Below are 24,166 nucleotides of genomic sequence, written 5' to 3'. Positions count from 1 at the left end.
TATATGCCGCAGTTCTTTATCGACCGCCCGGTGTTCGCCTGGGTCGTCGCCCTGTTCATCCTGTTGGCCGGTGCGCTGGCCATCCCGCAGTTGCCGGTGGCGCAATACCCCGACGTCGCCCCGCCACAGATCGAAATCTATGCCGTGTACCCGGGCGCCTCGGCGCAGACCGTCGATGAAAGCGTGGTCAGCCTGATCGAAGAAGAGCTCAACGGCGCCGATCACCTGCTCTACTTCGAATCGCAGAGCAGCCTCGGCAGCGCCACCATAAAAGCCACCTTCCAGCCGGGCACCAACCCGGAACTGGCCCAGGTCGATGTGCAAAACCGTCTCAAGGTTGTGGAGTCGCGCCTGCCGCAAGCGGTCAACCAGCAAGGCTTGCAGGTCGAGAAAGTTTCTTCCGGTTTTCTGCTGCTGATCACCCTGACCTCCAGCGACGGCAAACTCGATGACGTCGCGCTCAGTGACTATCTGGCGCGCAATGTGATGAACGAGATCAAGCGTCTGGACGGTGTCGGCAAAGCGCAGTTGTACGGCGCTGAGCGCGCCATGCGCATCTGGATTGACCCCCAGAAGCTGATCGCCTTCAACCTGACCCCGGCTGACGTCAACGAAGCCATCGTCGCGCAGAATGCTCAGGTTTCGGCGGGCAGCATCGGCGATCTGCCGTCGCCAGCGACCCAGGAAATCACCGCGACGATTCTGGTCAAGGGCCAGTTGTCGACGCCGCAAGAGTTCGCCGACATCGTGCTCAAAGCCAATCGCGATGGCTCGACCGTGCGTATCGGCGATGTCGCTCGTGTTGAAATCGGCAGTCAGGAATATCAGTTCGGCACGCGCCTCAACGGCAAGCCGTCCACCGCCGTCGGCGTGCAACTGTCGCCGGGCGCCAATGCGCTGAACACCGCGACGCTGGTGCGGGCGAAGATGGATGAGCTGTCGCGCTACTTCCCGGCCGGGGTGGAATACAAGATCCCGTACGACACTTCACCGTTCGTCAAAGTCTCGATCACCAAAGTGATTTACACCCTCGGCGAAGCCATGCTGCTGGTGTTCGCGGTGATGTTCCTGTTCCTGCAGAACGTGCGCTACACGCTGATTCCGACGCTGGTCGTGCCGGTGGCGCTGATGGGCACCTTCGCCACCATGTTGGCGCTGGGTTTCTCGATCAACGTGCTGACCATGTTCGGCATGGTCCTGGCCATCGGTATTCTGGTCGACGACGCCATTGTGGTGGTGGAGAACGTCGAACGGATCATGGCCACCGAGGGCCTGTCGCCCAAGGAAGCCACGCGCAAGGCCATGACCCAGATCACCGGGGCGATCATCGGCATCACCCTGGTGCTGGTGGCGGTGTTTATTCCGATGGCGTTCATGCAGGGCTCGGTCGGGGTGATTTACCAGCAGTTCTCGCTGTCGATGGCCACCTCGATTCTGTTCTCGGCGTTCCTCGCGCTGACCCTGACACCGGCCCTGTGCGCGACTTTGCTCAAGCCGATTGCCAAAGGGGAGCATCACGAAAAACGTGGGTTCTTCGGCTGGTTCAACCGCCGCTTCGAAAACCTGACGGATCGTTACGAGGGCTGGGTCGGCTATGCGTTGAAACGCACCGGACGCTATCTGCTGATCTACGTTGTGTTGCTGATCGGTCTGGGCCTGTGCTTTATGCGCCTGCCCTCCTCGTTTTTGCCGGTGGAAGACCAGGGCTACACCATCACTGACATCCAGTTGCCACCCGGCGCAACCAAGAACCGCACCGTGGCCGTCGCCGAGCAGCTGGAGGCGCATAACGCCGGCGAGCCGGGCATCAGCGACAGTGTGGTGATTCTCGGTTTCAGCTTCTCCGGCAGCGGGCAGAATGCGGCGTTGGCGTTTTCAACGCTGAAGGATTGGTCGCAACGCGGTAGCGATGATTCGGCCAGTTCGATTGCCGACCGCGCCAACATCGCGCTGAGTCAAATCAAGGACGCCATGGCCTTCTCGGTGTTGCCACCGCCGATCGATGGCCTCGGTACATCGAGCGGTTTCGAGTTTCGCTTGCAGGATCGCGGCGGCCTCGGTCACGCGACATTGATGCAGGCGCGCACAGAACTGCTCGCCGCCGCCGAAAAGAGCCCGGTGCTGATGAACGTGCGCGAAAGTGCCTTGGCCGAAGCGCCGCAGGTGCAATTGATCGTCGACCGCAAGCAAGCCAACGCTCTGGGCGTGTCGTTCGCCGACATTGGTAATGCGCTGTCCACCGCCGTCGGTTCGAGTTACATCAATGACTTCCCCAACCAGGGCCGCATGCAGCGTGTGGTGGTGCAGGCCGAAGGCGATCAACGCAGCCAGGTCGCCGATCTGCTGAAGATGCATGTGCGCAATAACGCCGGGCACATGGTGCCGTTGTCGGCATTCGTGCAAGCCAACTGGATTCAGGGGCCGGCGCAGTTGACCCGTTACAACGGTTATCCGGCGATTGCGATTTCCGGCGAACCGAAACCGGGACACAGTACGGGCGAAGCCATGGCGGAAATCGAAAGACTGGTCGCGCAAGGGCCGAAAGGTCTGGGTCAGGAATGGACCGGTCTGTCGTTGCAGGAGCGCTTGTCCGGCAATCAGGCGCCGATCCTGCTTGGATTGTCGCTGCTGGTGGTGTTCCTGTGTCTGGCGGCGCTGTACGAGAGCTGGTCGATTCCGACCTCGGTATTGCTGGTGGTGCCGCTGGGCGTACTCGGCGCGGTGCTGGCGGTGACGATGCGCGGGATGCCTAACGACGTGTTCTTCAAAGTGGGCCTGATCACCATCATTGGTCTGTCGGCGAAAAACGCAATCCTGATCATCGAGTTTGCCAAGAGCTTGTATGACGAAGGCCACGACCTGATCGACGCGACGTTGCAAGCGGCGCGCCTGCGTCTGCGGCCGATCGTGATGACGTCGCTGGCGTTCATCCTTGGCGTGGTGCCACTGGCGATTGCCACTGGCGCAAGCTCGGCCAGCCAGCAGGCGATCGGCACCGGGGTGATTGGCGGGATGATCACTGCGACGCTGGCGGTGATCTTCGTGCCCGTGTTCTTTGTCGTGGTCATGAAACTCGTACAACGCTTCACCAAGCCCCACTGATCCAAACTGTGGGAGCGAGCCTGCTCGCGAAAGCGTCGTTACATTCAACGTTGATGTTGACTGATCGAACGCATTCGCGAGCAAGCTCGCTCCCACAGGGATCGTCATAAACTCGAGCCAGTGGTCATTCCTGTCGGCGCTGGGCTAAGGTGTCTTAACCACCCTGGCCCATCGAGTCCCCATGCGCTTCCTCGCCCGCACCCACCCTCGCCTGTCCGCCGCCGCGCTGTTCGGCCTCGCCACCGGTCTCCTGGTTCCCGCCGATTCCATCGTCAGCAAAATCCTCATCGGCTGGAACGCCGGCGTATGGACTTACCTGATCCTGATGTTCTGGCTGACCGTCCGCGCCAAGGCCCCGGACGTCAAACGCATCGCCGAAGTCGAGGACGAAAACGCCGGGCTGGTGCTGTTTGTGGTGTGCATCGCCGCACTCGCCAGTCTCGCCACAATCACCTTTGAACTGGCCGGCAGCAAAGACCTGGAAACTTCGCGCAAACTGCTGCACTACGGTTTTACCGCACTCACCGTGATTGGTTCGTGGCTGCTGATCGGGGTGATTTTCTGTGTGCACTACGCGCGGCTGTATTACACCTGGGATGGCAAGGAACCAGCATTGCGTTTTGCCGAAGGGCTGACGACGCCGAACTACTGGGACTTTCTGTACTTCTCTTTCACCATCGGCGTTGCCGTGCAGACTGCCGATGTCGGTGTGGCTACGCGCGATATCCGCAAAATCGTATTGGCACAATCGTTGATCGGTTTTGTGTTCAACACGGCCATTCTGGGCTTTTCCATCAATATCGCTGCCGGTTTGTTCGGCTGACTCATTCCCGCCCGTCGTCGGCGAGTCAATGGCAGATGATCATTTACTTGACGAAGGATTTGCTTTTGGTGTTTCCTGAAACCGGTTTCAGGACTGCCTGCAGAGCCTGAACCTATAAATCCAATAACAAGGTTTCAGACCGTGAACGACTTCTCCACCGCCCAGCGCAGCCGCGTGACCATGCTCGATGTCGCCGAACGCGCCGGCGTGTCCAAGGCCAGTGTGTCGCGTTTCATCGGTGAGGATCGCGCCCTGCTCTCCGATGCCATTGCCCTGCGCATCGAGCAGGCAATCGATGAGCTCGGCTACCGTCCCAATCAAATGGCCCGTGGCCTGAAACGCGGCCGTACCCGCCTGATCGGCATGCTCGTCGCCGATATACGTAACCCTTATTCAATTGCCGTGATGCACGGGGTGGAAACCGCCTGCCGTGCGCACGGTTACAGCCTGGTGGTGTGCAACACCGACCGCGATGACGAGCAGGAACGCCAGCACCTGGCGCTGTTGCGCTCGTACAACATCGAAGGGCTGATCGTGAACACCCTCGGCCATCACCGTGACGAGTTGCATGAACTTCACCGCGAGATGCCGTTGGTGCTGGTCGATCGCCAGGTCGATGGGCTCGACAGCGACATGGTTGGCCTGAACAACCCGCAAGCAGTGGAAATGGCCCTCGCCCACCTTGAGCAGCGTGGTTATCGCGATGTGCTACTGGTGACCGAACCGTATGACGGCACCAGTTCGCGGATCGAACGGGTCAGCAGTTTTCAGGCGCAGATTGAGCAGCGTTCGGGGTTAGGCGGAGCCGTTGTTGAAACAGGCGTGGATCTCTCTACTCATCTTCAAACATTTTTAAAGAATCCTGCGAACGGCCCGAAAGCGCTGTTTTGCGCCAACGGTGTGGCGGCGCTGGCCGCGACCACTGCGTTGCGCGAGATCGGTTGCCGGTTGTTCGAGGATGTCGGGCTGATTGCTCTGGATGATCTGGATTGGTATCCGTTGGTAGGCAGCGGGATTACGGCGCTGGCCCAGCCGACGCAAGAGATTGGCGCGCGGGCCTTTGAGTGTTTGCTCAAGCGTTTGCGCGGGGATGATGGGCTGGCGCGCAGAATTGATTTTGCGCCGGTGTTGGTTGAGCGGGGATCGACCCGTCAGGTTGGCGGTGTTTGAGCTGACGCTTTCGCGAGCAGGCTCGCTCCCACAGGTTGACCGCATTCCAAAGGTGGGAGCGAGCCTGCTCGCGAAGGCGCCCGAAAGAACAACCCAGAATCACTGATATTTTTTTGAACAAAAATGAAACCGGTTTCAGAGGTCAATAACAATGAATAAACCCGACGTTTCCATCAGCCTGTCCAGCTACGGCGCCGAGCTTGTCCGCCAGCGCGGTCAAGGATCGTTCATCGATGTGCTGGCCACCGCTGGCGCCAATCGCATCGAATGGCGAGAAGAGCTGCTGACCCGAGAAGATCCGGCGCTACTGGCGCAAGCGACCCAGGCGCAGGGCCTGCAAAGCATCTATTCCTCGCCGACCGAGCTGTGGCTTGCCGGTCAGGCGCAGCCCAATCCCGAATTGATCACCGCCCTGCAACAGGCCGAGGTCTTCGGTTCGAAATGGCTGAAGGTGTCGCTGGGCTATTTCACCGACACCAATGATCTGCAAGCCCTGGCCGAGCGCTTGAAACACAGCCCGGTGCAGTTGCTGGTGGAGAACGACCAGACTTTGCACGGCGGCCGCATCGAACCGTTCCAGCGCTTTTTCGCCGCTGTCGAACAGCACAATCTGCCGATCAAAATGACTTTCGACATCGGCAATTGGCAGTGGCAAGACCAGTCCGCCGCCAGCGCCGCGCGCCTGCTCGGTCGACACGTCGGCTATGTGCATTGCAAAGCCGTGGCCCGTCGCGCCGACGGCAAACTCGTCGCCGTGCCACCCGCCGTCAGCGACCTGCACCTGTGGGAACAACTCCTGCGGCACATGGCCCAAGGCGTTATGCGCGCCGCCGAATACCCGTTGCAGGGCGATGATCTGGTGCAGTTGACCACTGAGCATGTCGCCGCCCTCGCCCGCCTCGGCCAATCCCGTCTGGAGCCTGCCCATGTCTGAGATCGATATCCTTTCGTTCGGCGAAACCATGGCGATGCTGGTCGCCGAGCAGACCGGTGATCTGGCAGCGGTCGAGCAGTTTCACAAGCGCATTGCCGGTGCCGACAGCAACGTCGCGATAGGCCTGTCGCGGCTGGGTTTCAACGTCGCGTGGCTGAGTCGCGTCGGCAATGATTCGCTCGGGCGCTTTGTGGTGCAGACCTTGGCCAACGAAGGGCTGGATTGCAGCCAGGTCGCCATCGATAACGATCACCCGACCGGTTTCCAGTTCAAGTCGCGCAGCGACGACGGCAGCGACCCGCAGGTCGAGTATTTCCGGCGCGGTTCGGCGGCCAGTCATCTGTCCCCGCAGTCGATCAACGCCAGCCTGCTGAGCGCGCGACATCTGCACGCCACTGGCATTCCGCCGGCGCTATCGGCCTCGGCGCGGGAAATGTCTTTCGAACTGATGACGCGTATGCGTGCGGCCGGGCGCAGCGTGTCGTTTGATCCCAACCTGCGCCCGAGCCTGTGGGCCAATGAACGCGAGATGATCCGCGAGATCAATCGCCTCGCCGCCCTCGCCCATTGGGTATTGCCGGGCCTGAGCGAAGGGCGTCTGCTCACCGGGTTCGAAGACCCGGCGGACATCGCGGCGTTTTATCTCGATCAGGGTGCCGAGGCGGTGGCGATCAAACTCGGGCCGGAAGGTGCTTATTACCGAACGCATCTGGCGTCGGGATTTGTCGCCGGGGTGCCGGTGGCCAATGTCGTCGACACGGTCGGCGCCGGTGATGGTTTCGCCGTTGGGATGATCAGTGCCTTGCTGGAGCACCAGAGCTTTGCCGAAGCGGTGCAGCGGGCGAACTGGATTGGCAGTCGTGCGGTGCAGAGTCGTGGAGATATGGAGGGTTTGCCGACCCGCCTCGAATTATCTGTTGAATTTGAAACCGCCTTCGCGAGCAAGCTCGCTCCCACAGTCAAACCGCATTCCCCTGTGGGAGCGAGCCTGCTCGCGAAGAGGCCCGCATAAGCGCTATAAAAATTTGAACCTGCTGCGACAAAAACAACAAGCTCAGGAGCAACACCCATGAAAACCGCAACCCTCGCCACCCGCCGCTGGTGGTACATCATGCCCATCGTATTCATCACCTACAGCCTGGCGTATCTCGATCGCGCCAACTACGGTTTCGCCGCCGCGTCGGGCATGGCCGAAGACCTGATGATCACCCCGGGCCTGTCATCACTGCTCGGCGCACTGTTCTTTCTCGGCTACTTTTTCTTCCAGGTGCCAGGCGCTATCTACGCGCAGAAACACAGCGTGAAAAAGCTGATTTTCGTCAGCCTGATCCTCTGGGGCGGGCTCGCCACGTTGACCGGCGTGGTCTCCAACGCCTACTGGCTGATCGTCATTCGCTTCATGCTCGGCGTGGTCGAAGCGGCGGTGATGCCGGCGATGCTGGTCTATCTCTGCCACTGGTTCACCCGCGCGGAACGCTCGCGGGCCAACACCTTTCTGATCCTCGGCAACCCGGTGACCATGCTGTGGATGTCGGTGGTGTCGGGCTATCTGGTGCAGCATTTCAGCTGGCGCTGGATGTTCATCATCGAAGGTTTGCCGGCGGTGTTGTGGGCGTTTATCTGGTGGCGTCTGGCCGATGATCGTCCGGCGCAGGCCAAGTGGCTCAATGAGCAGGAAAAGCAGGATCTGGAAAGCGCACTGGCCGCCGAACAGGTCGGCATCAAAGCGGTGAAGAATTACGCCGAAGCATTCCGGTCGCCGAAGGTGATCATTCTGGCGCTGCAGTTTTTCTGCTGGAGCATCGGCGTCTACGGCTTCGTGCTGTGGCTGCCGTCGATCCTCAAGGCCGGCGCGCAAATGGACATGATCGAGGCCGGTTGGCTGTCGGCGCTGCCGTATCTGGCGGCGGTGATCGGCATGCTCGCGGTGTCGTGGGGCTCGGACAAACTGCAGAAGCGCAAACGCTTTGTCTGGCCGCCCCTGCTGATTGCGTCCATCGCTTTCTACGGTTCGTACGCGCTGGGCGCTGAGCATTTCTGGTGGTCGTACACGCTGCTGGTGGTTGCCGGCGCCTGCATGTACGCACCTTACGGCCCGTTCTTCGCGATTGTCCCGGAGATTCTGCCAGCCAACGTTGCCGGCGGTGCGATGGCGCTGATCAACAGCATGGGCGCGCTGGGTTCGTTCGGCGGCTCGTACCTGGTCGGTTACCTGAACAGCACCACCGGTTCGCCCGGCGCTTCGTACTTGTTGATGAGCGGCGCGTTGCTGCTGTCGGTGGTGCTGACGATTTTCCTCAAGCCCGGCGCCAGTGATCGCGTCGTCGCCAAAGCCGTCGCCACGCAAGCCGTGCCGGCGCATTCCTGAAGAGACTTTTGCCATGAAAAAACAGGTCGTGTTGTACAAGAAACTTTCGCCCGCGCTGATGGCGCGTTTACAGGAACAGTGCGAGGTGACGCTGATCGACAGCCTCGACGCCGATGGCCTCATGCAACTGCGTGACGCCCTGCCCGGCGCCCGCGGTTTGCTCGGGGCCAGCCTGAAACTTGATGCTGCGCTGCTTGATCTGGCACCGCAGCTTGAAGCTGTCGCCAGTGTTTCGGTGGGCGTCGACAATTACGACATCGATTACCTGACCCGGCGCAGAATCGTCCTGACCAACACGCCGGACGTGCTTACCGAAACCACCGCCGACACCGGTTTCGCCCTGATTCTCGCCACCGCTCGGCGCGTGGTGGAACTGGCAAACAGGGTGCGCAGCGGCCAATGGAACCGCAACATCGGCCCCGCGCATTTCGGCACCGATGTGCATGGCAAGACGCTGGGGATCATCGGCATGGGCCGCATCGGCGAGGCGTTGGCGCAACGCGGGCATTTCGGTTTTGGCATGCCGGTGCTCTATCACAGTCAATCGCGCAAACCGGCGGTCGAGGCGCGTTTCGATGCGCAATATCGCAGCCTTGAGGCGCTGTTGCAGGAGGCCGATTTCATTTGTCTGACGTTGCCGCTGACTGCACAGACTGAAAAGCTGATCGGCGCCGAGCAGTTTGCGTTGATGCGCCCGGAGAGCATCTTCATCAACATCTCCCGGGGCAAAGTGGTGGATGAGGCGGCGATGATCGACGCCTTGCGCAATAACCGTATTCGCGCGGCGGGGCTGGATGTGTTTGAGCGTGAGCCGTTGAATCATGACTCGCCGTTGTTGCAGCTCAACAATGTCGTGGCGACGCCACACATGGGCTCGGCGACGCATGAGACGCGGGAAGCGATGGCGCGGTGTGCGGTGGAGAATTTGCTCGCGGCGTTGAGTGGAGAGAAACCGGCGAATGTGGTGAATCCATCGGCTTGGCAGGGCTGAATTAATCGGTCGCTGTAATGCTGCCTTCGCGAGCAGGCTCGCTCCCGCACTGGATCTTCAGTGTTCACAAAACCAATGTGGGAGCGAGCCTGCTCGCGAAGAGGCCAATACAGACAACACACACACCTGTCAGGCACTGCGCGCCTGTAAAAGCTGCGCCGCACACAGCGCTATCCGCGAACAGGCATCCGCCAGTTTCACCCGATCCACCACCAGACCGATGCGAATGTGCCCCGCCGCACTCGGTCCGAACGCCTCCCCCGCCAGCACCGAAACCCCATAACCCTCCAGCAGCTGCTCGGCGAATGCCTGGGCGCCGAGCCCGGTCTGGCGTACGTCGACCATCACGAACATGCCGCCGTCGGGGCGGATCGGGTACAGCCCCGGACACCCTTGCAAACGCTCGCACACCAGATCCCGACGCAAACGATATTCCTCCCGCATCTGCGTCACTTCCGGCAGATCCGACTTCAGCGCAACCTCCGCCGCTTTCTGCACAAAGTCCGGCAGACCAAAGAGCATGCTCAAGGACAGATTGACCAAATGCTCAGCCAGGGATTTCGGCCCGATCATCCAGCCGATGCGCCATCCGGTCATGGCATGGGATTTCGACAGACTGTTGATCGTCGCCGTGCGTTCGGCCATGCCCGGCAGGCTCGCCGGACTGACGTGATGACCTTCATAAAGCAGTTCGCTGTAGACCTCGTCGCTGATCAGCCACAGGTCGTGCCGCACGCACAGCGCCGCCAGTTCCTGCCAGATCAACAGTGACAGGCTGGCGCCAGACGGATTGTTCGGACTGTTGAGCAGCATGGCGCGGGTCTTCGGTGTAATGCGTGCCGCGACATCCGCCGGATCGACGCGAAAGCCATTTTCCGGCCGCACCGGCACTGGCACCACCGTCGCGCCACAGGCACCAAACACGCCTTCGTAAGTGACATACATCGGCTCGGCGACGATTACCTCATCGCCCGGATCGAGCAGACATTGCGCCACCGAATACACCGCACACTGCGCGCCGGGCATGACGATCACATGGTCGGCATCGACCGCCTGACCGCTGTGGCGGCGATGGCGCTCGGCAATCAACTTGCGCAACGCCAGCCGGCCACGGACTTCAGAATAATGCGTGTCACCCGCCAACAGACTGTCGATCGCGCCGTGAATAATCGGCAGCGGCGTATCAAAATCCGGATCGCCCACACTCAACAACAGAACATCAACCCCCTCGGCGCGTAACGCCAGCGCTCGGTCGTGAATCTGCCAGGCAGCGGCGCCCTCCCCGGCGATTCGTTGGGTCAAGGCTGAATAGCGCATGTACGTCTCCTGATGGCGCGGTCTCCAGCCTTCACCCTATCTCAAATCACAAAACGCGCCACCATCGCATTCAAATCTACCGCCAGACGCGACAGTTCATGAGTCGCAGCGCTGGTCTGGTTGGCCCCGGCGGCCGATTGCGTGGCCAGATCGCGGATGTTGACCAGGTTGCGATCGACTTCCCGCGACACTTGCGCCTGTTCTTCCGAAGCACTGGCGATGACCAGATTGCGTTCGTTGATCTGGTGAATCGATTGGGTGATTTGCTCCAAAGCAACGCCGGCCGCACGGGCCATTTCCAGGGTCGACTGGGTACGCTGGTTGCTCTGTTGCATCGACGAAACTGCTTCACCGGTGCCGTTCTGAATACCAGCGACCATTTTTTCGATTTCCTGGGTCGATTGCGCCGTGCGATGAGCCAGCGCGCGAACCTCGTCTGCGACCACGGCAAAACCCCGACCGGCCTCACCGGCGCGCGCAGCTTCGATGGCGGCGTTGAGTGCGAGCAGGTTGGTCTGCTCGGCGATGGCGCGGATCACGTCGAGCACTTTGCCGATGTCGCGACCCTGGGTGGCGAGGCCTTCGATCATTTGCGCGGTGTTCTGCACGTCGTGGGTCATGGTCTGGATCGCGTCGACGGTTTTCACCACTTGATCGCGACCTTCGCGAGCGGCTTGGGTCGACTGGTTCGACGCTTCGGAGGTCGACACCGCGTTGCGGGCGACTTCTTCGACGGCGGCGGTCATCTCGTTGACCGCCGTGGCGGCTTGTTCGATCTCATTGTTTTGCTGCTGCAAGCCACGGGAGGCTTCTTCGGTGACCGCACTGAGTTCTTCGGCAGCGGCGCCCAGTTGGGTGGCGGAACCGGCGATCTGCTCGATGGTTTTGCGCAGGTTGGTCTGCATCGCCGCCAAGGCTTCAAGCAGGCGCGCCGGCTCGTCGTTGCCGTCGATTTCGATGGTTTTGGTCAGGTTGCCCTCGGCGATGGTTCGCGCCGCAGCGACGGCGCGGTTCAACGGTGTGACGATGCTGCGGGTCAGCAACCAGGCCAGCAGCACGGTGGCCAGCGCGGCAATGATGGCGACGAGGACGATGCCGAAGATCGCACTGTCGTATTTTTCACCGGCCTGCGCCGAAGCGGCTTTGGCGCCAGCGGCGTTGATCGCAATCAGCTTGTTGAGCTGCTCGCCCATCTGGTCGGTGCCGTCCTTGATCCGCGTGTTGATCAGGCTGCGCATCTCATCGATTTTGTCTTGGCGTGACAGCTCCATCATCTGGTTCTGCGCTTGCACGTAGTTATCCAGCGTGCTCGCGAACGTCTGATACAACGCGCGCTCTTCCGCGCCGGCCGGCAATGCCGCATAGCTGGCCTGGGCGCTGCGCACCTTGTCGACCAGCGCCGCGATGCGGGTCTGGGCTTCCTGCAAACCGGCAGGCTCGCGGTTGACCAGCACGCGGAAAGACAGGATGCGCAGACGCAGGACGTTTTCCGTCACTACAGCCAGATGCGTCACGCTGGGCAGTTGCGTCGACTCCATGTCCATCGAGGCCTGGCGGATGATCGACATGCGGTTGACGGCGAACACGCCGAGCACGACCACCAGCAAGGCGATAAAGGCAAAACCGAGGAAGGCACGTGGCGCGATATTCAGGTTACGCAAGGACATAGATGGACTCTCGGATGATAGAAACTACGAGCGTCCTTGCCGTGATCACTGGCCCGTGGGGCGGGCTTCAGTCCGGCGTCACTATTTGGGGGTGTGGTGTGCGCGCCTGTTAGCTGTATCGGCCAGGCTTTAGGAAGATTGCGGGTCAAGCACAACTATTTTTCAGGGTGTTACAAGATTGAAACACCCTTCACGCCGGGAGTTACAGGCTGCTCTTCGCCAGTTGCCAAACCCGAGCGATATCGGTGGCGCGTTCGCGCAGCAAGCGCGGTGCTTCGGCACACGCCTGCTCCAGCGTCATCGGGCCGCTGGTCACGGCGAATGCTGCATCGATGCCGTGGTCGTAGAGCTCCTGATATCCGTCGCCCAAGGTGCCAGCAATGACGATTACCGGCACGTTGCGCTGTTTGGCGATTCGCGCCACGCCAAACGGCGTTTTGCCGCGCAAGGTCTGCGCATCGAAGCGACCTTCGCCGGTGATCACCAGATCCGCGCCTTCCACGGCTGCAGCAAGGCCGACCAGTTCGGCGACCACTTCAACCCCGGCCTGAAACTGCGCGCCGAGAAATGCTTTAGCCGCAAACCCCAGACCGCCCGCTGCACCGCAGCCCGGCTCATCGCGAACGTCTTTGTCCAGCGCCTCGGCACACAGGTCGGCGAAGTGCCCGAGTGCCTGATCGAGTTGCTGCACCTGCGCCGGCGAGGCGCCTTTTTGCGGGCCGAAAATCGCCGAGGCACCGTGGGGGCCGCAGAGTGGATTGTCCACATCGGCGGCGATATCGAAACGCACCTGCGCCAGACGCGGATCCAGTTCGCTGATGTCCAGCCGCGCCAGTTGCGCCAAGGCCAAACCGCCCGGTACCAGCGTCTGATTTTGCACATCGAGCAATTTCACTCCCAGCGCCTGCATGGCGCCGGCGCCGGCATCGTTGGTCGCACTGCCGCCAATTGCCAGAATCACCCGTTGAGCGCCGGCGTCCAGCGCCGCGCGGATCAGCTCGCCAGTGCCAAAGGTGCTGGTGATGCAGGCATCGCGCTGCCCCGTTGGCACCAATTGCAAGCCACTGGCCTCGGCCATTTCGATGATTGCGGTGTGGTTGTGCGGCAACCAGCCCCAAGCGGCGTCAACCGGCGCGCCGAGCGGGCCACGCACGCGGGTGCGGCGCAGTTCGCCTTCGCACGCGGCGAGAATCGACTCGACCGTGCCTTCACCGCCATCGGCCATTGGGCATTTGACCAACGTGGCTTGCGGCCAGACTTGCGCCAGGCCAAGCGCAATGGCCTCGGCAACGCCTTGGGCACTCAGGCTGTCCTTGAACGAATCGGGGGCGATGACGATCTTCATGCGAATTCTCCAGTTCCAATGCCCCTCATGCTGCCAGTCGGCATGCGCATTGACGCCGGTCCGCTGCACAAGCGGTGCGGGCGTTTATTGTTCATTTCCACAAAGAAACTTTTGTTGAATGTCCCGGCCCTTTCGCGAGCAGGCTCGCTCCCACAGGTTGACCGCATTCCAATGTGGGAGCGAGCCTGCTCGCGAAGGCGTCCTAAAAGGCGCCCTATCAATTCGGATCGGTCTGGGGAAGGAGCTGCACCCCAAGATAAAGCGCCAACATCCCATCCAGCCGCAACGGATCAACCCCACTCAACTCGGCGATCCGCTCCATCCGATAGCGCAAGCTATTACGGTGAATCCCCAACGCATCCGCACACGCCTGGCTCTGCCCGTCGTGTTCGCACCAACTGCGCAGCGTCGCCAGCAACTGGCCGTTGCCGTCCTTGGCGATCACTTTGCGCAAGGGCTTGAGCAATTCATCCAGCGCATCGTCATTGCGATGCCGCCACAACATCACCGGCAACCGGTAGCGATTAAGCGTCAGCAAGCGCGAATGCGGCAGCACTTCGCGGCCATAGGCGAGCAAATCGCCGACCCGCCGATAGCAGCGCCGCAGTCCCAGCAAGCCATCGGCCTGGCCACCCACGGCAATGCGCAAAATATTCCAGCCACCGCTATCGAGTTTTTCCAGCAGCCGATCATGCTCGACGTTCTGGCTCGCCGGCCGGCACCAGAGCAGCGATGACTTGGCCGAACTCACGCACCAACTGTCGGGATAGCGCGAGGTCAGCCAGGCACTCAGCGCATCCACCGTTTGCCCCGGCCCATGCTCCAGACCGAGTTCGAACAGATACGGCACCCGCGTCAATTGCGGCTTGAGCCCCAGTTGCTGGGCCTCATCGATCAGCCGTGGCGAATCCCCGGCCTCGCTCAGCAGCAACGCCAATAGATCGTCGCAGCGCTGACGTCGCCACTGCTGCTCGGCCTGCTGATTGCGCTGGCCGACAAGCATTTCGGCGGTCATGCGCACCAGCTCCGCGTAAGTACGCAATTGTTCAGGCTCGCCGGTGATGCCGAGCACACCGATCAAGCGTTGATCGAGCAGCAACGGCAGGTTGATCCCCGGTTGCACACCCTTCAAATGCACGGCGGTTTGCGCATCGATTTCCACCACGCGCCCATTGGCCAGCACCAGTTGCGCCCCTTCGTGGCGGGTATTGATACGCTCCGGTTCGCCGCTGCCGAGGATCAGGCCCTGGCTGTCCATGACGTTGACGTTGTAGGGCAAAATGGCCATGGCCCGGTCGACGATGTCCTGGGCGAGGTCGTGATCGAGTTCAAACATAGCGGCGGCAATCCTTATTTTCTGGCACTGGCGGTTGTTCACCCGCACAGGGTCTGGCGGCAAACCCTGTGCTCAGGCACAAAGACAATCCTGCCAAGGTTGGCCGAGACTCTCAGGGCGATCAACGTTACCCTTTGCATCGCAAAAAATCATAATAAAGAGAGAGCCGCTATGTCGCACAGCGCCGCAGCTACCCAGACCAAAGACGACGATAAAAATGCCGTTTATAAACGCATCACCCTGCGTTTAATCCCCTTCATCTTCATCTGCTACTTGTTCAACTACCTCGACCGGGTCAACGTTGGATTCGCCAAACTGCAGATGCTCGACGCGTTGAAATTCAGCGAAACCGTTTACGGCCTCGGTGCCGGCATCTTCTTCATCGGCTACGTCCTGTGTGGCGTACCGAGCAACCTGGCGTTGACCAAATTCGGTCCTCGACGCTGGATTGCGGTGATGATGATCACTTGGGGCACGCTGTCGACCTGCCTGTTGTTCGTCACCACCCCGACCGAGTTCTACACCCTGCGCCTGTTTACCGGCGCCGCCGAAGCCGGGTTCTTCCCGGGTGTCGTGCTGTATCTCTCGCAGTGGTTCCCGACCTTTCGCCGTGGCCGGATCATGGCGTTGTTCATGTCGGCCATTCCGGTCTCCGGTTTGCTCGGCAGCCCGTTTTCCGGCTGGATTCTCAACCACTTCGCCGCCGGCCAAGGCGGTTTGGCCGGTTGGCAGTGGATGTTTCTGCTGCAAGGGATTCCAACGGTCATCCTCGGCGCCCTCGCCTATTTCCTGCTCAGCGACAGCTTCGCCAATGCCAAGTGGCTGACCCCGCACGAGCGCGCGGTGCTTGAGGCGGATCAGGCCGAAGACCTGGCGAACAAGCCGAAAACCACCTCCGACTCGTTGCTTGCCGTGTTCAAGAATCCGGCGATCTGGGCGTTCGGCCTGATCTACTTCTGCATCCAGAGTGGCGTGTACGCGATCAACTTCTGGCTGCCGTCGATCATCAAGAACCTTGGCTTCAGCGATAACCTGGTGATCGGCTGGCTCAGTGCGATTCCGTATCTGCTAGCGGCGGTGTTCATGCTGGTGGTCGGTCGCTCGGCGGATCTGCGCAAAGAACGCCGCTGGCACTTGGTGGTGCCGATGCTGATGGGCGCGATCGGTCTGGTCATCGCGGTGAATTTCGCCGCCAATCCGGCGATCGCGATTCTCGGTCTGACCATTGCGACCATGGGCGCGCTGACCGGCCTGCCGATGTTCTGGCCAGTGCCGACGGCGATGTTGAGCGCGGGCGCGGCGGCCGGTGGCCTGGCGCTGATCAATTCGATGGGGCAGATGGCCGGTTTCCTCAGCCCGTACCTGGTCGGTTGGGTCAAGGACAGCACCGGTTCGACCGATGCGGCGTTGTATCTGCTGGCGGGTGTGATTGTCGGCGGCAGCTTGCTGGCGCTGCGCATGACGCGGACGTTGCGGGCTTAAGCCCTGGCGGCAGACAAAAAACGGCCCTTATGGGCCGTTTTTTTATCCCATCAATAATTCACTTTGCGCGCTTTAAGGCATCTGGTATTTGTTGAGGATTTCCCACCGACAAAAGGATTTCGGCATGAGCTATCGCACACTGGGGCATTCGGGTTTGCAGGTGTCCACCCTCACCCTCGGCACGATGATGTTCGGCGAACAAACCAGCGCCGAAGATTCGTTGCGCATCATCGACAAGGCCTGGGATCAGGGGATTAACTTCATCGACACCGCTGACGTCTACACCCAGGGTCGCTCCGAAGAGATCGTCGGCGAAGCGATTGCCCGCCATCGGCATGACTGGGTACTGGCGACCAAGGTCGGTTTCGGCCCGGTGGACGGCCTGCCGAATCGCAGCGGTTTGAGCCGCAAGCATATTTTCAATGGTCTGGAAGCCAGCCTCACTCGCTTGGGCACCGACTATCTCGACATTTATTACCTGCACCGCGAAGACCACAATACGCCGCTCGAAGTGACCGTTTCGGCGATTGGCGACTTGATTCGTCAGGGCAAGATTCGTTACTGGGGCCTGTCGAACTATCGCGGCTGGCGGATTGCCGAGGTGATTCGCATCGCCGATCAACTCGGCGTTGATCGCCCGGTGATCAGCCAACCGCTGTACAACATCGTCAACCGCCAGGCTGAAACCGAGCAGATCACCGCGGCGCAAACCTACGGCCTCGGCGTGGTGCCTTACAGCCCGCTGGCTCGCGGTGTGCTCAGCGGCAAGTACGCGCCGGACGCGCAACCGGACGCCAACAGCCGCGCCGGACGTCAGGACAAACGCATTCTGGAAACCGAATGGCGCGTGGAGTCGTTGCGCATTGCCCAGCAGATTCATCAGTACACCGAGCAACGTGGCGTTGGCATTGTTGAATTTGCGATTGCCTGGGTGTTGAACAACAGCGCGGTGACGTCGGCGATTGTCGGGCCACGCACAGAAGAACAGTGGGATGCCTACACAAAGGCACAAACAGTGAAAATCACGGCGGAGGATGAGGCATTTATCGACTCGCTGGTCACGCCGGGGCACTCGTCGACGCCGGGGTTCAACGATGTCAGTCACTTTGTGTCAGGTCGCACGCCGCGTCAGGTTTAAGATTTTCCCTCTGTATCAACAGCCGATACAATCGGCTGTTTTTCATGGAATTGATCGCGATCAAACGGAATCTGATTGATCGCACTGACACGGCCCGGGATACATCAATGTTCAACCGCCCCATCGAATCTGCGCGGAAACCACTGCGCGCGTTGCTGTTTAAACTGTTCAGCACCAAAAACAGCCCGGGCATACAGGCGGTGCCAGGGACGACTGCAACGTCCGGTGTGGGCAAAACCTCACTTGAATACCGCGCCGATGTCGACGGCCTTCGGGCCGTCGCGGTGCTGCTGGTATTGATTTTTCACGGCGGACTGACGCTGTTCCCGGCCGGCTTCATCGGGGTCGACATCTTTTTCGTCATCTCCGGATACCTGACCACCTCGATCATCCTCAAGTCGCTGGATAACGGTACGTTCAGTTTCTCCGGCTTTTACACGCGGCGGATCTGGCGCTTGCAACCGGCGGTCATTGCCTTGCTCATCGTCACCCTGGCGGTGACCACGCTGCTGTACTTGCCAAGTGATTACATCGACTTTCTCAAAAGCGAAAAGTACACCTCGCTGCTCATCTCCAATCAATACTTTGCCAAAGCGACAACCGGTTACGCCACGCCGGATGCGGCCAGTCTGCCGCTGTTACACACCTGGTCGCTGGCCATCGAGTGGCAGTGGTATCTGCTCTTGCCTCTGGGCCTCTGGCTGCTCCACCGCTATGTGGCGAAAAAAATCTTCAAGGCGACCGTCCTCGCTCTGACCTTGGCGGCGATGGCCGTGGCGCTGTATTTGTCGTACGCGCATCCCGAGCAAAACTACTACTTTTTCACCGCACGTATTTTTGAGTTGATGATCGGCTCCTGCGCCGTGATCTTCAGCACCGAGACATTCCGGCTCAATCGCCTGAGCGCATCGCTGATCGGCGCCCTGTCGCTGGCCACGATCGCCTACTGCGCGACCCGCAACGACATCCTCTCAGGCTTTCCGAGCTATCACGCCATTGCGGTGTGCCTTGCGACCGCGGCCCTGCTGTTTCGCGGGATCGGCGATGTCAGCGTCACGGCGAAAGTGCTGGCGTTCAAACCTCTGGTGTTCATAGGCACGCTCTCGTATTCCATTTACTTGTGGCACTGGCCGATCCTCGCGGTGATGAACGACTTGGGCATCGCGTTGACCCCGCCCGTAACGATCTTCTACTTCGTCGCCAGCTTCGTGAGCGGTTACCTGTCCTTTGTCCTGATCGAAAACAGATTCCGAAAAGCCCGGGCCAGTTTTGCCAAAACCCTGGTGGTGCTGATGATCGTGCCCGCGATCGCCCTGTCGATCCTGCACGCGGCTGGGCAGAAACACGAGGGCTGGCCGGGCCGCTTCGGCTCTGAGACCCGTCAGCTGTTCGACCGTTTGAACGCGTCGGTTCCAGCCGCCAGGGAAAAGTGCCTGGGCGTCAGCGACGGCGCCGATCCAGACTGTCTGTTCGGCGCCGTAAAAGCCGCGCCACAGGTGTTTCTGATGGGGGACTCCTATTCGAATCAGTACTGGGGGTTCGTCGACACGCTGGCCAAGGATGCCGACCTTTCCGTGCTCGCGCAGGCGTACCCGGCATGCCTGGCGCTGCCCGAGCTCTATTTATACAACTGGTATAAATATAAAAACGCGCTGTATAAAAAGTGCCACGATGCCGCTCAGCGCTACTACGAGATCATCCGGAATAACGCCTTCCAGTACGTGATTATCGGACACTTCTGGGAGGGTTATATGTCCGATGCGATCGTCACCCGCCTGGATGACCCGCGCAGCATCGAACTGTCGCGCCAACGCATGGCCGTGGCGATTCGCCAAGCGTTGGACACCATCGTGAACACCGGCGCAACGCCCGTTCTTCTGAAGAGCACCCTGCCCATGCCACCGGGCATTAATGAATGCCTGTTTCAACAGATCAAATTGCGTGGACTGTTCGGCAGCGCAGAGCAAAGTCGTGGCTGCGCCTTGGCGCCATTGTCTGGCACGCAAGACCCGGAACTGGAAAAACTCTTCAGTGAACTGCAGGCGGAATACCCAAGCCTGATCATCGTCGACCCGAAAAGCGTGCAATGCGAGGGCAAATCCTGCATGACCACCGTCGATGGATTGCCGGTTTACCGCGACATTGGCCATATCACCGATCACGCGTCGTACCGATTGGGCGAGATGTACATTCAGCGCCTTGGCAATCCACTGATCAAACCTCACTGACTACACTCCTGTAGGCGTTGCCGAAATCTCGATCCACGGCAGCGCCTTCATTCGTGAGGACGGGATGTTGTAAATATTGAGCAACCGGCCAATATTCAGCACAAAAACCACGTATCCTTCGCGCCCCGTTTGCTCACCCACCCGCGAGGACAGTTTGTCTAAAGGTATCGCTTTATCGGTTTCAGCCTCGGTGCTGTTTGCCGTCATGTATTACTACACTTCGCTGCTCACCCCATTGAGCGGCGTGGAAATTTTCGGCTGGCGCATGCTGCTGACGGTGCCGTGCATGACCGTGTTCATGCTGGTATCCGGAGAATGGCGGCGGGTGCTGGAACTGGTGCGGCTGATGGCCGCCAAGCCGAAATTGATCGCTGGCCTGCTCGTCTCTTCCGCCCTGCTCGGCGTGCAACTGTGGCTGTTCATGTGGGCGCCGCTCAATGGCTACAGCCTCGACGTGTCGCTCGGCTACTTCCTGCTGCCACTGGCAATGGTGTTGACCGGACGAATCGCCTACGGCGAAAGCCTGTCGTACCTGCAGAAAATCGCAGTGTTATTTGCTTCGCTGGGCGTGTTGAACGAGCTGTATCAGGTGGGTGGCTTTTCTTGGGCGACGCTGGTGGTCGTCATTGGATATCCGCTGTACTTCGTTCTGCGCAAGTACCTGAAGACCGACCACCTCGGCGGGTTGTGGGTCGACATGACACTGATGCTGCCCATCGCTTACTGGTTTGTGCACGGCGGCGAACAGGGTTTTGGCGTGTTCGATCAATACCCCGGGTTGTTGTGGCTGATCCCGCTGCTCGGTTTGATCAGCGCCTCGGCGCTGGTGGTGTACATCATTGCCAGCCGATTGCTGCCGTTTAGTCTGTTTGGTTTGTTGAGTTACGTTGAGCCGGTGTTGTTGCTAGGTGTGGCGCTACTGTTGGGCGAGAGCATCAAGTCTGGCGAATGGCTGACCTACATTCCGATCTGGATGGCGGTTGTGGTACTGATCTTCGAAGGCTTCAAACATCTGATGCGTCAACGCCGCCCTTAAAAGCAAAAAATCCCGGCTCTGCATTTCTGCAGGCCGGGATTTTTCATTTCAGCAGCGGATTACTCGGTGGCAAGCACGCCACGACGCACCTGGTCACGCTCGATCGATTCGAACAAGGCCTTGAAGTTGCCCTCGCCGAAACCATCGTCGCCCTTGCGCTGGATGAACTCGAAGAACACCGGGCCCATCAGGGTTTCCGAGAAGATCTGCAGCAGCAGACGCTTGTCGCCCTGCTCCGACGCACCGTCGAGCAGAATGCCGCGCGATTGCAGTTGATCGACCGGCTCGCCGTGGTTCGGCAGACGCCCTTCGAGCATTTCGTAATAGGTGTCCGGGGGTGCCGTCATGAAGCGCATGCCGATCTTCTTCAACTGATCCCAGGTCTGGATCAGGTCGTCGGTGAGGAACGCCACGTGCTGGATGCCTTCCCCGTTGAACTGCATCAGGAACTCTTCGATCTGACCTGCGCCCTTGGACGATTCTTCGTTCAGCGGGATGCGGATCATGCCGTCCGGCGCGGTCATCGCTTTCGAGGTCAGGCCGGTGTATTCGCCCTTGATGTCGAAGTAACGGATCTCACGGAAGTTGAACAGCTTCTCGTAGAAGTTCGCCCAGTACGCCATGCGACCGCGATACACGTTGTGCGTCAGGTGGTCGATGATCTTCAGGCCGGCACCAACCGGATTACGATCAACGCCCTCGATGAACACGAAGTCGATGTCGTAAATCGAGCTGCCTTCGCCAAAACGGTCGATCAGGTACAGCGGTGCGCCGCCAATGCCTTTGATCGCCGGCAGGTTCAGCTCCATCGGGCCGGTTTCAATGTGGATCGGCTGAGCGCCGAGTTCCAGTGCGCGGTTGTAGGCTTTTTGCGAATCCTTGACGCGGAACGCCATGCCGCACACCGACGGGCCATGCTCGGCCGCGAAGTACGAAGCGACGCTGTTGGGTTCGTTGTTGAGGATCAGGTTGATCGCGCCCTGACGGTACAGGTGCACGTTCTTGGAACGGTGAGTGGCGACTTTGGTGAAGCCCATGATCTCGAAGATCGGCTCCAGGGTGCCCGGCACCGGTGATGCGAGCTCGATGAATTCAAAGCCCATCAGGCCCATTGGGTTTTCGTATAAATCTGCCATGGTGGCACCTCATCATTTCTTATCAATTAACCAGGGTTATTTGTCAGTCATGTGAGGTCGGTGGGTGGCGCGCAGGAGATGCCACGCACACTGCGGGCAAGGAAGTCACCGTAGATCAGTTGAAACCCGAATATCTTCATTGTCGACCCAAGGCTCTTGCGGGCGAGGCTTCTGCTGCCAGAAGACGATTATTATTGTATGCGTAAACCGATTCTACACAGCGTAAATAGGCTTGTCTGCCCTCTCTCTAAAATCCGCTTTTTTCCGACGGGTGCAAGGGGTTTGTCGCACAGGTAAAATGCCTTTTTCAAGCTGACGACGCCAATCCCCCGCCGTGAGCAGCGCAAGCGGCATCTGCCATCTATCCTCCCTCTGGCTGAAAACGTATTTCAGCGGCGCGCCGTTTTCCGGCTTGCGTTCAAGAGCCTCACCCCATCGCGACAGGATGCGCCCATGCCGTTGACCGTCAGACCGCGCCGCAAGCGCAGCACCCGTATCGCCGTCACTTTATTGAGTGGTCTGCTGCCCATACTGTCAGGCGGCGTGATTCTCTATATGCAAGCCGGACGCACACTTGAGCAGAGTGCTCGACACACGGCCGAAGAGGCCTTGCGCCAGTTCGAATTGATGCTCGACAGCACCGCGCAAGCGGCGCGGGACTTGTTGCCGTTGGCCGGTAAACCCTGCGAAGACGTAAAACTGGCGTTGCGCGAACAAGTGACGCGCCGCCCCTTTGTGCGTTCGACCAATCTGGTGTGGGACAACAATCTCTATTGCAGTTCGCTGTTCGGCGATTTCAAAGAGGCGGTCAACGCCGGGGATTATCACCAAGGCAAGTTGTGGCTCATGAACGGCAACCCGGTGACGCCCAATTCCGCACTGTTGGTGTATCGCCTCAGCGACGGTCGCGGCGGCGCCCTGACTACACTGGATGGCTATCACTTGAGTAACATCCTGCGTCTGATTGGCCGGCAAACGCTGTTGTTGCTGCAAGTTGGCGACAACTGGCTCTCGGTCGATGGCAAAGTCCATCAAGCTCCCCTGCCCCCGCTGCCCGTCGCACAGAGCACGCTGGTGTCGCCGGATCATGGGTTCAGCGTTTCCGCGGGTTTCCCGCAGGGAGAAACCTGGCGCTACATGGCTGAGGAATACCCGCCGCTGTTCAGTCTGCTGATCTTCTTCGGCGCGGTCTCGGGCGCTATCGGCCATGTTCTGCAGAAACGCTCGACCTCGCCCAGCCACGAAATGCAACGCGCGCTGGATGCCGGCGAGTTCATTCCATACTTCCAGCCGGTGGTGCACGGCGACAGCAAAAAATGGTCGGGCGCTGAAGTATTGATGCGCTGGAATCATCCCAAAGAAGGTCTGGTGCGTCCTGATCTGTTTATTCCGTTTGCCGAGCACTCGGGACTGATCGTGCCAATGACCCGCGCGTTGATGCAGCAGACCGCTGCGTTGCTGGGGCCGCAATCCGCCCTGTTGACGCAGCCGTTTCACCTCGGCATCAACATCACCGCCAGTCACTGCCGGGATCTGGAACTGGTCGAAGATTGCCGCGAGCTTCTTGCAGCCTTTGCTCCCGGCAGCATCAGCCTGGTATTGGAGTTGACCGAACGCGAATTGATCGAGCCCACCGACATCACCCGCCAACTGTTCGAGCAACTGCATGCCATGGGCGTGATGATCGCAATCGATGACTTCGGCACTGGTCACTCGAGCCTGGGTTACTTGCGCAAATTCAATGTCGACTTTCTCAAGATCGATCAGAGTTTCGTCGCCATGATCGGCATCGACGCATTGTCGCGGCATATTCTGGACACGATCATCGAACTCTCGGCGAAGCTCGATCTGGGTATTGTTGCCGAAGGTGTCGAAACACAGGAACAGGCCGATTACCTGACCGCTCATCACGTCAACTTTATGCAAGGCTATCTGTTCGGCAAGCCAATGCCAGCGGCGGATTTTCTCCGTGCATTAAGTCACGATTAACTATTCAGATTTATGCCGGGCACACCGACGAAGCGCACCAAATTGATTCAAAACACCACTGTCGTTACATGAAGACAACATCAGGATTTACTCTTGGCGCATTA

At 59.9% G+C, this 24,166-nt stretch carries 18 protein-coding genes; 12 read left to right on the top strand and 6 right to left on the bottom strand.

The annotated features are described in order from the left end of the window. Positions 1-3 precede the first annotated feature (3 nt). The 7 genes from ACQ4OE_RS02950 (at position 4) to ACQ4OE_RS02920 (ending at position 9,388) form a co-directional block, all read left to right on the top strand. Positions 4-3,102 (top strand): multidrug efflux RND transporter permease subunit, encoded by a 3,099-nt coding sequence (locus ACQ4OE_RS02950; protein WP_430945610.1) that lies wholly within the window; start codon positions 4-6, stop codon positions 3,100-3,102. Between the two features lie 181 nt (positions 3,103-3,283). Next, a complete protein-coding gene (locus tag ACQ4OE_RS02945) occupies positions 3,284-3,925 on the top strand; it encodes a DUF1345 domain-containing protein (RefSeq protein ID WP_430945609.1) in 642 nt (213 codons plus the stop codon). A gap of 141 nt (positions 3,926-4,066) precedes the next feature. Beyond that, the gene (locus ACQ4OE_RS02940) at positions 4,067-5,095 is read left to right on the top strand and encodes a LacI family DNA-binding transcriptional regulator (protein ID WP_430945608.1); all 1,029 of its coding nucleotides are present in this window, start codon (positions 4,067-4,069) and stop codon (positions 5,093-5,095) included. A gap of 151 nt (positions 5,096-5,246) precedes the next feature. Further along, positions 5,247-6,029 carry a sugar phosphate isomerase/epimerase family protein gene (locus tag ACQ4OE_RS02935; RefSeq protein WP_430945607.1) on the top strand — a complete coding sequence of 261 codons (783 nt, stop codon included), beginning with the start codon at positions 5,247-5,249 and terminating at the stop codon, positions 6,027-6,029. Further along, on the top strand, positions 6,022-7,041 hold the full coding sequence (locus ACQ4OE_RS02930) for a sugar kinase (protein ID WP_430945606.1): 1,020 nt from the start codon (positions 6,022-6,024) through the stop codon (positions 7,039-7,041). The genes ACQ4OE_RS02935 and ACQ4OE_RS02930 overlap by 8 nt, the downstream gene beginning before the upstream one ends. A gap of 57 nt (positions 7,042-7,098) precedes the next feature. Further along, complete coding sequence (locus ACQ4OE_RS02925; RefSeq protein WP_430945605.1) at positions 7,099-8,397, top strand: MFS transporter; 1,299 nt, start codon at positions 7,099-7,101, stop codon at positions 8,395-8,397. Positions 8,398-8,410: 13 nt separating this feature from the next. Further along, the gene (locus ACQ4OE_RS02920) at positions 8,411-9,388 is read left to right on the top strand and encodes an NAD(P)-dependent oxidoreductase (RefSeq protein ID WP_430945604.1); all 978 of its coding nucleotides are present in this window, start codon (positions 8,411-8,413) and stop codon (positions 9,386-9,388) included. A gap of 129 nt (positions 9,389-9,517) precedes the next feature. On the opposite strand, the gene ACQ4OE_RS02915 is transcribed toward ACQ4OE_RS02920, so the two are convergent. The 4 genes from ACQ4OE_RS02915 to ACQ4OE_RS02900 all read right to left on the bottom strand — a co-directional run bounded on the left by ACQ4OE_RS02915 (position 9,518) and on the right by ACQ4OE_RS02900 (position 15,053). Further along, complete coding sequence (locus ACQ4OE_RS02915; protein WP_430945603.1) at positions 9,518-10,705, bottom strand: pyridoxal phosphate-dependent aminotransferase; 1,188 nt, start codon at positions 10,703-10,705, stop codon at positions 9,518-9,520. Positions 10,706-10,746: 41 nt separating this feature from the next. Beyond that, a complete protein-coding gene (locus tag ACQ4OE_RS02910) occupies positions 10,747-12,372 on the bottom strand; it encodes a methyl-accepting chemotaxis protein (protein ID WP_430945602.1) in 1,626 nt (541 codons plus the stop codon). 202 nt (positions 12,373-12,574) lie between these two features. Beyond that, a complete protein-coding gene (locus ACQ4OE_RS02905; protein WP_430945601.1) occupies positions 12,575-13,717 on the bottom strand; it encodes a glycerate kinase in 1,143 nt (380 codons plus the stop codon). Between the two features lie 217 nt (positions 13,718-13,934). After that, entirely contained in the window at positions 13,935-15,053 is a 1,119-nt protein-coding gene (locus tag ACQ4OE_RS02900; RefSeq protein WP_430945600.1) for a sugar diacid recognition domain-containing protein, read from the bottom strand. Positions 15,054-15,224: 171 nt separating this feature from the next. Here ACQ4OE_RS02900 and ACQ4OE_RS02895 point away from each other — a divergent pair, with 171 nt between their 5' ends. The 3 genes from ACQ4OE_RS02895 (at position 15,225) to ACQ4OE_RS02885 (ending at position 19,901) form a co-directional block, all read left to right on the top strand. Continuing rightward, positions 15,225-16,535, top strand: coding sequence for an MFS transporter (locus ACQ4OE_RS02895; RefSeq protein WP_122590988.1), 1,311 nt, complete (start codon positions 15,225-15,227; stop codon positions 16,533-16,535). A gap of 124 nt (positions 16,536-16,659) precedes the next feature. Next, positions 16,660-17,673, top strand: a complete 1,014-nt coding sequence (locus ACQ4OE_RS02890; protein ID WP_122590987.1) for an aldo/keto reductase — start codon at positions 16,660-16,662, stop codon at positions 17,671-17,673. Between the two features lie 107 nt (positions 17,674-17,780). Beyond that, entirely contained in the window at positions 17,781-19,901 is a 2,121-nt protein-coding gene (locus tag ACQ4OE_RS02885) for an acyltransferase family protein (RefSeq protein ID WP_430945599.1), read from the top strand. On the opposite strand, the gene ACQ4OE_RS02880 is transcribed toward ACQ4OE_RS02885, so the two are convergent. Next, the gene (locus tag ACQ4OE_RS02880) at positions 19,902-20,108 is read right to left on the bottom strand and encodes a hypothetical protein (protein ID WP_430945769.1); all 207 of its coding nucleotides are present in this window, start codon (positions 20,106-20,108) and stop codon (positions 19,902-19,904) included. Here ACQ4OE_RS02880 and rarD point away from each other — a divergent pair. Next, positions 20,056-20,937: an EamA family transporter RarD gene (gene rarD, locus ACQ4OE_RS02875; protein WP_430945598.1), complete on the top strand. Its 882-nt coding sequence runs from the start codon at positions 20,056-20,058 to the stop codon at positions 20,935-20,937. The genes ACQ4OE_RS02880 and rarD overlap by 53 nt on opposite strands. Before the next feature lie 59 nt (positions 20,938-20,996). Here rarD and hppD read toward each other — a convergent pair whose 3' ends face one another. Continuing rightward, entirely contained in the window at positions 20,997-22,073 is a 1,077-nt protein-coding gene (hppD, locus tag ACQ4OE_RS02870; protein ID WP_122590984.1) for a 4-hydroxyphenylpyruvate dioxygenase, read from the bottom strand. 453 nt (positions 22,074-22,526) lie between these two features. On the opposite strand from hppD, the gene ACQ4OE_RS02865 reads away from it, so the two are divergent. Then, a complete protein-coding gene (locus ACQ4OE_RS02865) occupies positions 22,527-24,062 on the top strand; it encodes an EAL domain-containing protein (RefSeq protein WP_430945597.1) in 1,536 nt (511 codons plus the stop codon). Positions 24,063-24,166: the final 104 nt, after the last annotated feature.

This window comes from Pseudomonas sp. WC2 (genome assembly GCF_050586545.1).
In the GTDB taxonomy this organism is placed as follows: Bacteria; Pseudomonadota; Gammaproteobacteria; order Pseudomonadales; family Pseudomonadaceae; genus Aquipseudomonas.
This window is presented reverse-complemented; position numbering and strand designations above follow the sequence as displayed.

Bases quoted from the DNA above. Each gene is read 5' to 3' on its own strand.
- ACQ4OE_RS02885 (WP_430945599.1), top strand. From the start codon at position 17,781: ATGTTCAACCGCCCCATCGAATCTGCGCGGAAACCACTGCGCGCGTTG.
- ACQ4OE_RS02945 (WP_430945609.1), top strand. From the start codon at position 3,284: ATGCGCTTCCTCGCCCGCACCCACCCTCGCCTGTCCGCCGCCGCGCTG.
- ACQ4OE_RS02900 (WP_430945600.1), bottom strand. From the start codon at position 15,053: ATGTTTGAACTCGATCACGACCTCGCCCAGGACATCGTCGACCGGGCC.
- ACQ4OE_RS02950 (WP_430945610.1), top strand. From the start codon at position 4: ATGCCGCAGTTCTTTATCGACCGCCCGGTGTTCGCCTGGGTCGTCGCC.
- ACQ4OE_RS02905 (WP_430945601.1), bottom strand. From the start codon at position 13,717: ATGAAGATCGTCATCGCCCCCGATTCGTTCAAGGACAGCCTGAGTGCC.
- ACQ4OE_RS02925 (WP_430945605.1), top strand. From the start codon at position 7,099: ATGAAAACCGCAACCCTCGCCACCCGCCGCTGGTGGTACATCATGCCC.
- ACQ4OE_RS02895 (WP_122590988.1), top strand. From the start codon at position 15,225: ATGTCGCACAGCGCCGCAGCTACCCAGACCAAAGACGACGATAAAAAT.
- ACQ4OE_RS02890 (WP_122590987.1), top strand. From the start codon at position 16,660: ATGAGCTATCGCACACTGGGGCATTCGGGTTTGCAGGTGTCCACCCTC.
- ACQ4OE_RS02930 (WP_430945606.1), top strand. From the start codon at position 6,022: ATGTCTGAGATCGATATCCTTTCGTTCGGCGAAACCATGGCGATGCTG.
- ACQ4OE_RS02915 (WP_430945603.1), bottom strand. From the start codon at position 10,705: ATGCGCTATTCAGCCTTGACCCAACGAATCGCCGGGGAGGGCGCCGCT.
- hppD (WP_122590984.1), bottom strand. From the start codon at position 22,073: ATGGCAGATTTATACGAAAACCCAATGGGCCTGATGGGCTTTGAATTC.
- ACQ4OE_RS02865 (WP_430945597.1), top strand. From the start codon at position 22,527: ATGCCGTTGACCGTCAGACCGCGCCGCAAGCGCAGCACCCGTATCGCC.
- ACQ4OE_RS02880 (WP_430945769.1), bottom strand. From the start codon at position 20,108: ATGACGGCAAACAGCACCGAGGCTGAAACCGATAAAGCGATACCTTTA.
- ACQ4OE_RS02910 (WP_430945602.1), bottom strand. From the start codon at position 12,372: ATGTCCTTGCGTAACCTGAATATCGCGCCACGTGCCTTCCTCGGTTTT.
- ACQ4OE_RS02920 (WP_430945604.1), top strand. From the start codon at position 8,411: ATGAAAAAACAGGTCGTGTTGTACAAGAAACTTTCGCCCGCGCTGATG.
- ACQ4OE_RS02935 (WP_430945607.1), top strand. From the start codon at position 5,247: ATGAATAAACCCGACGTTTCCATCAGCCTGTCCAGCTACGGCGCCGAG.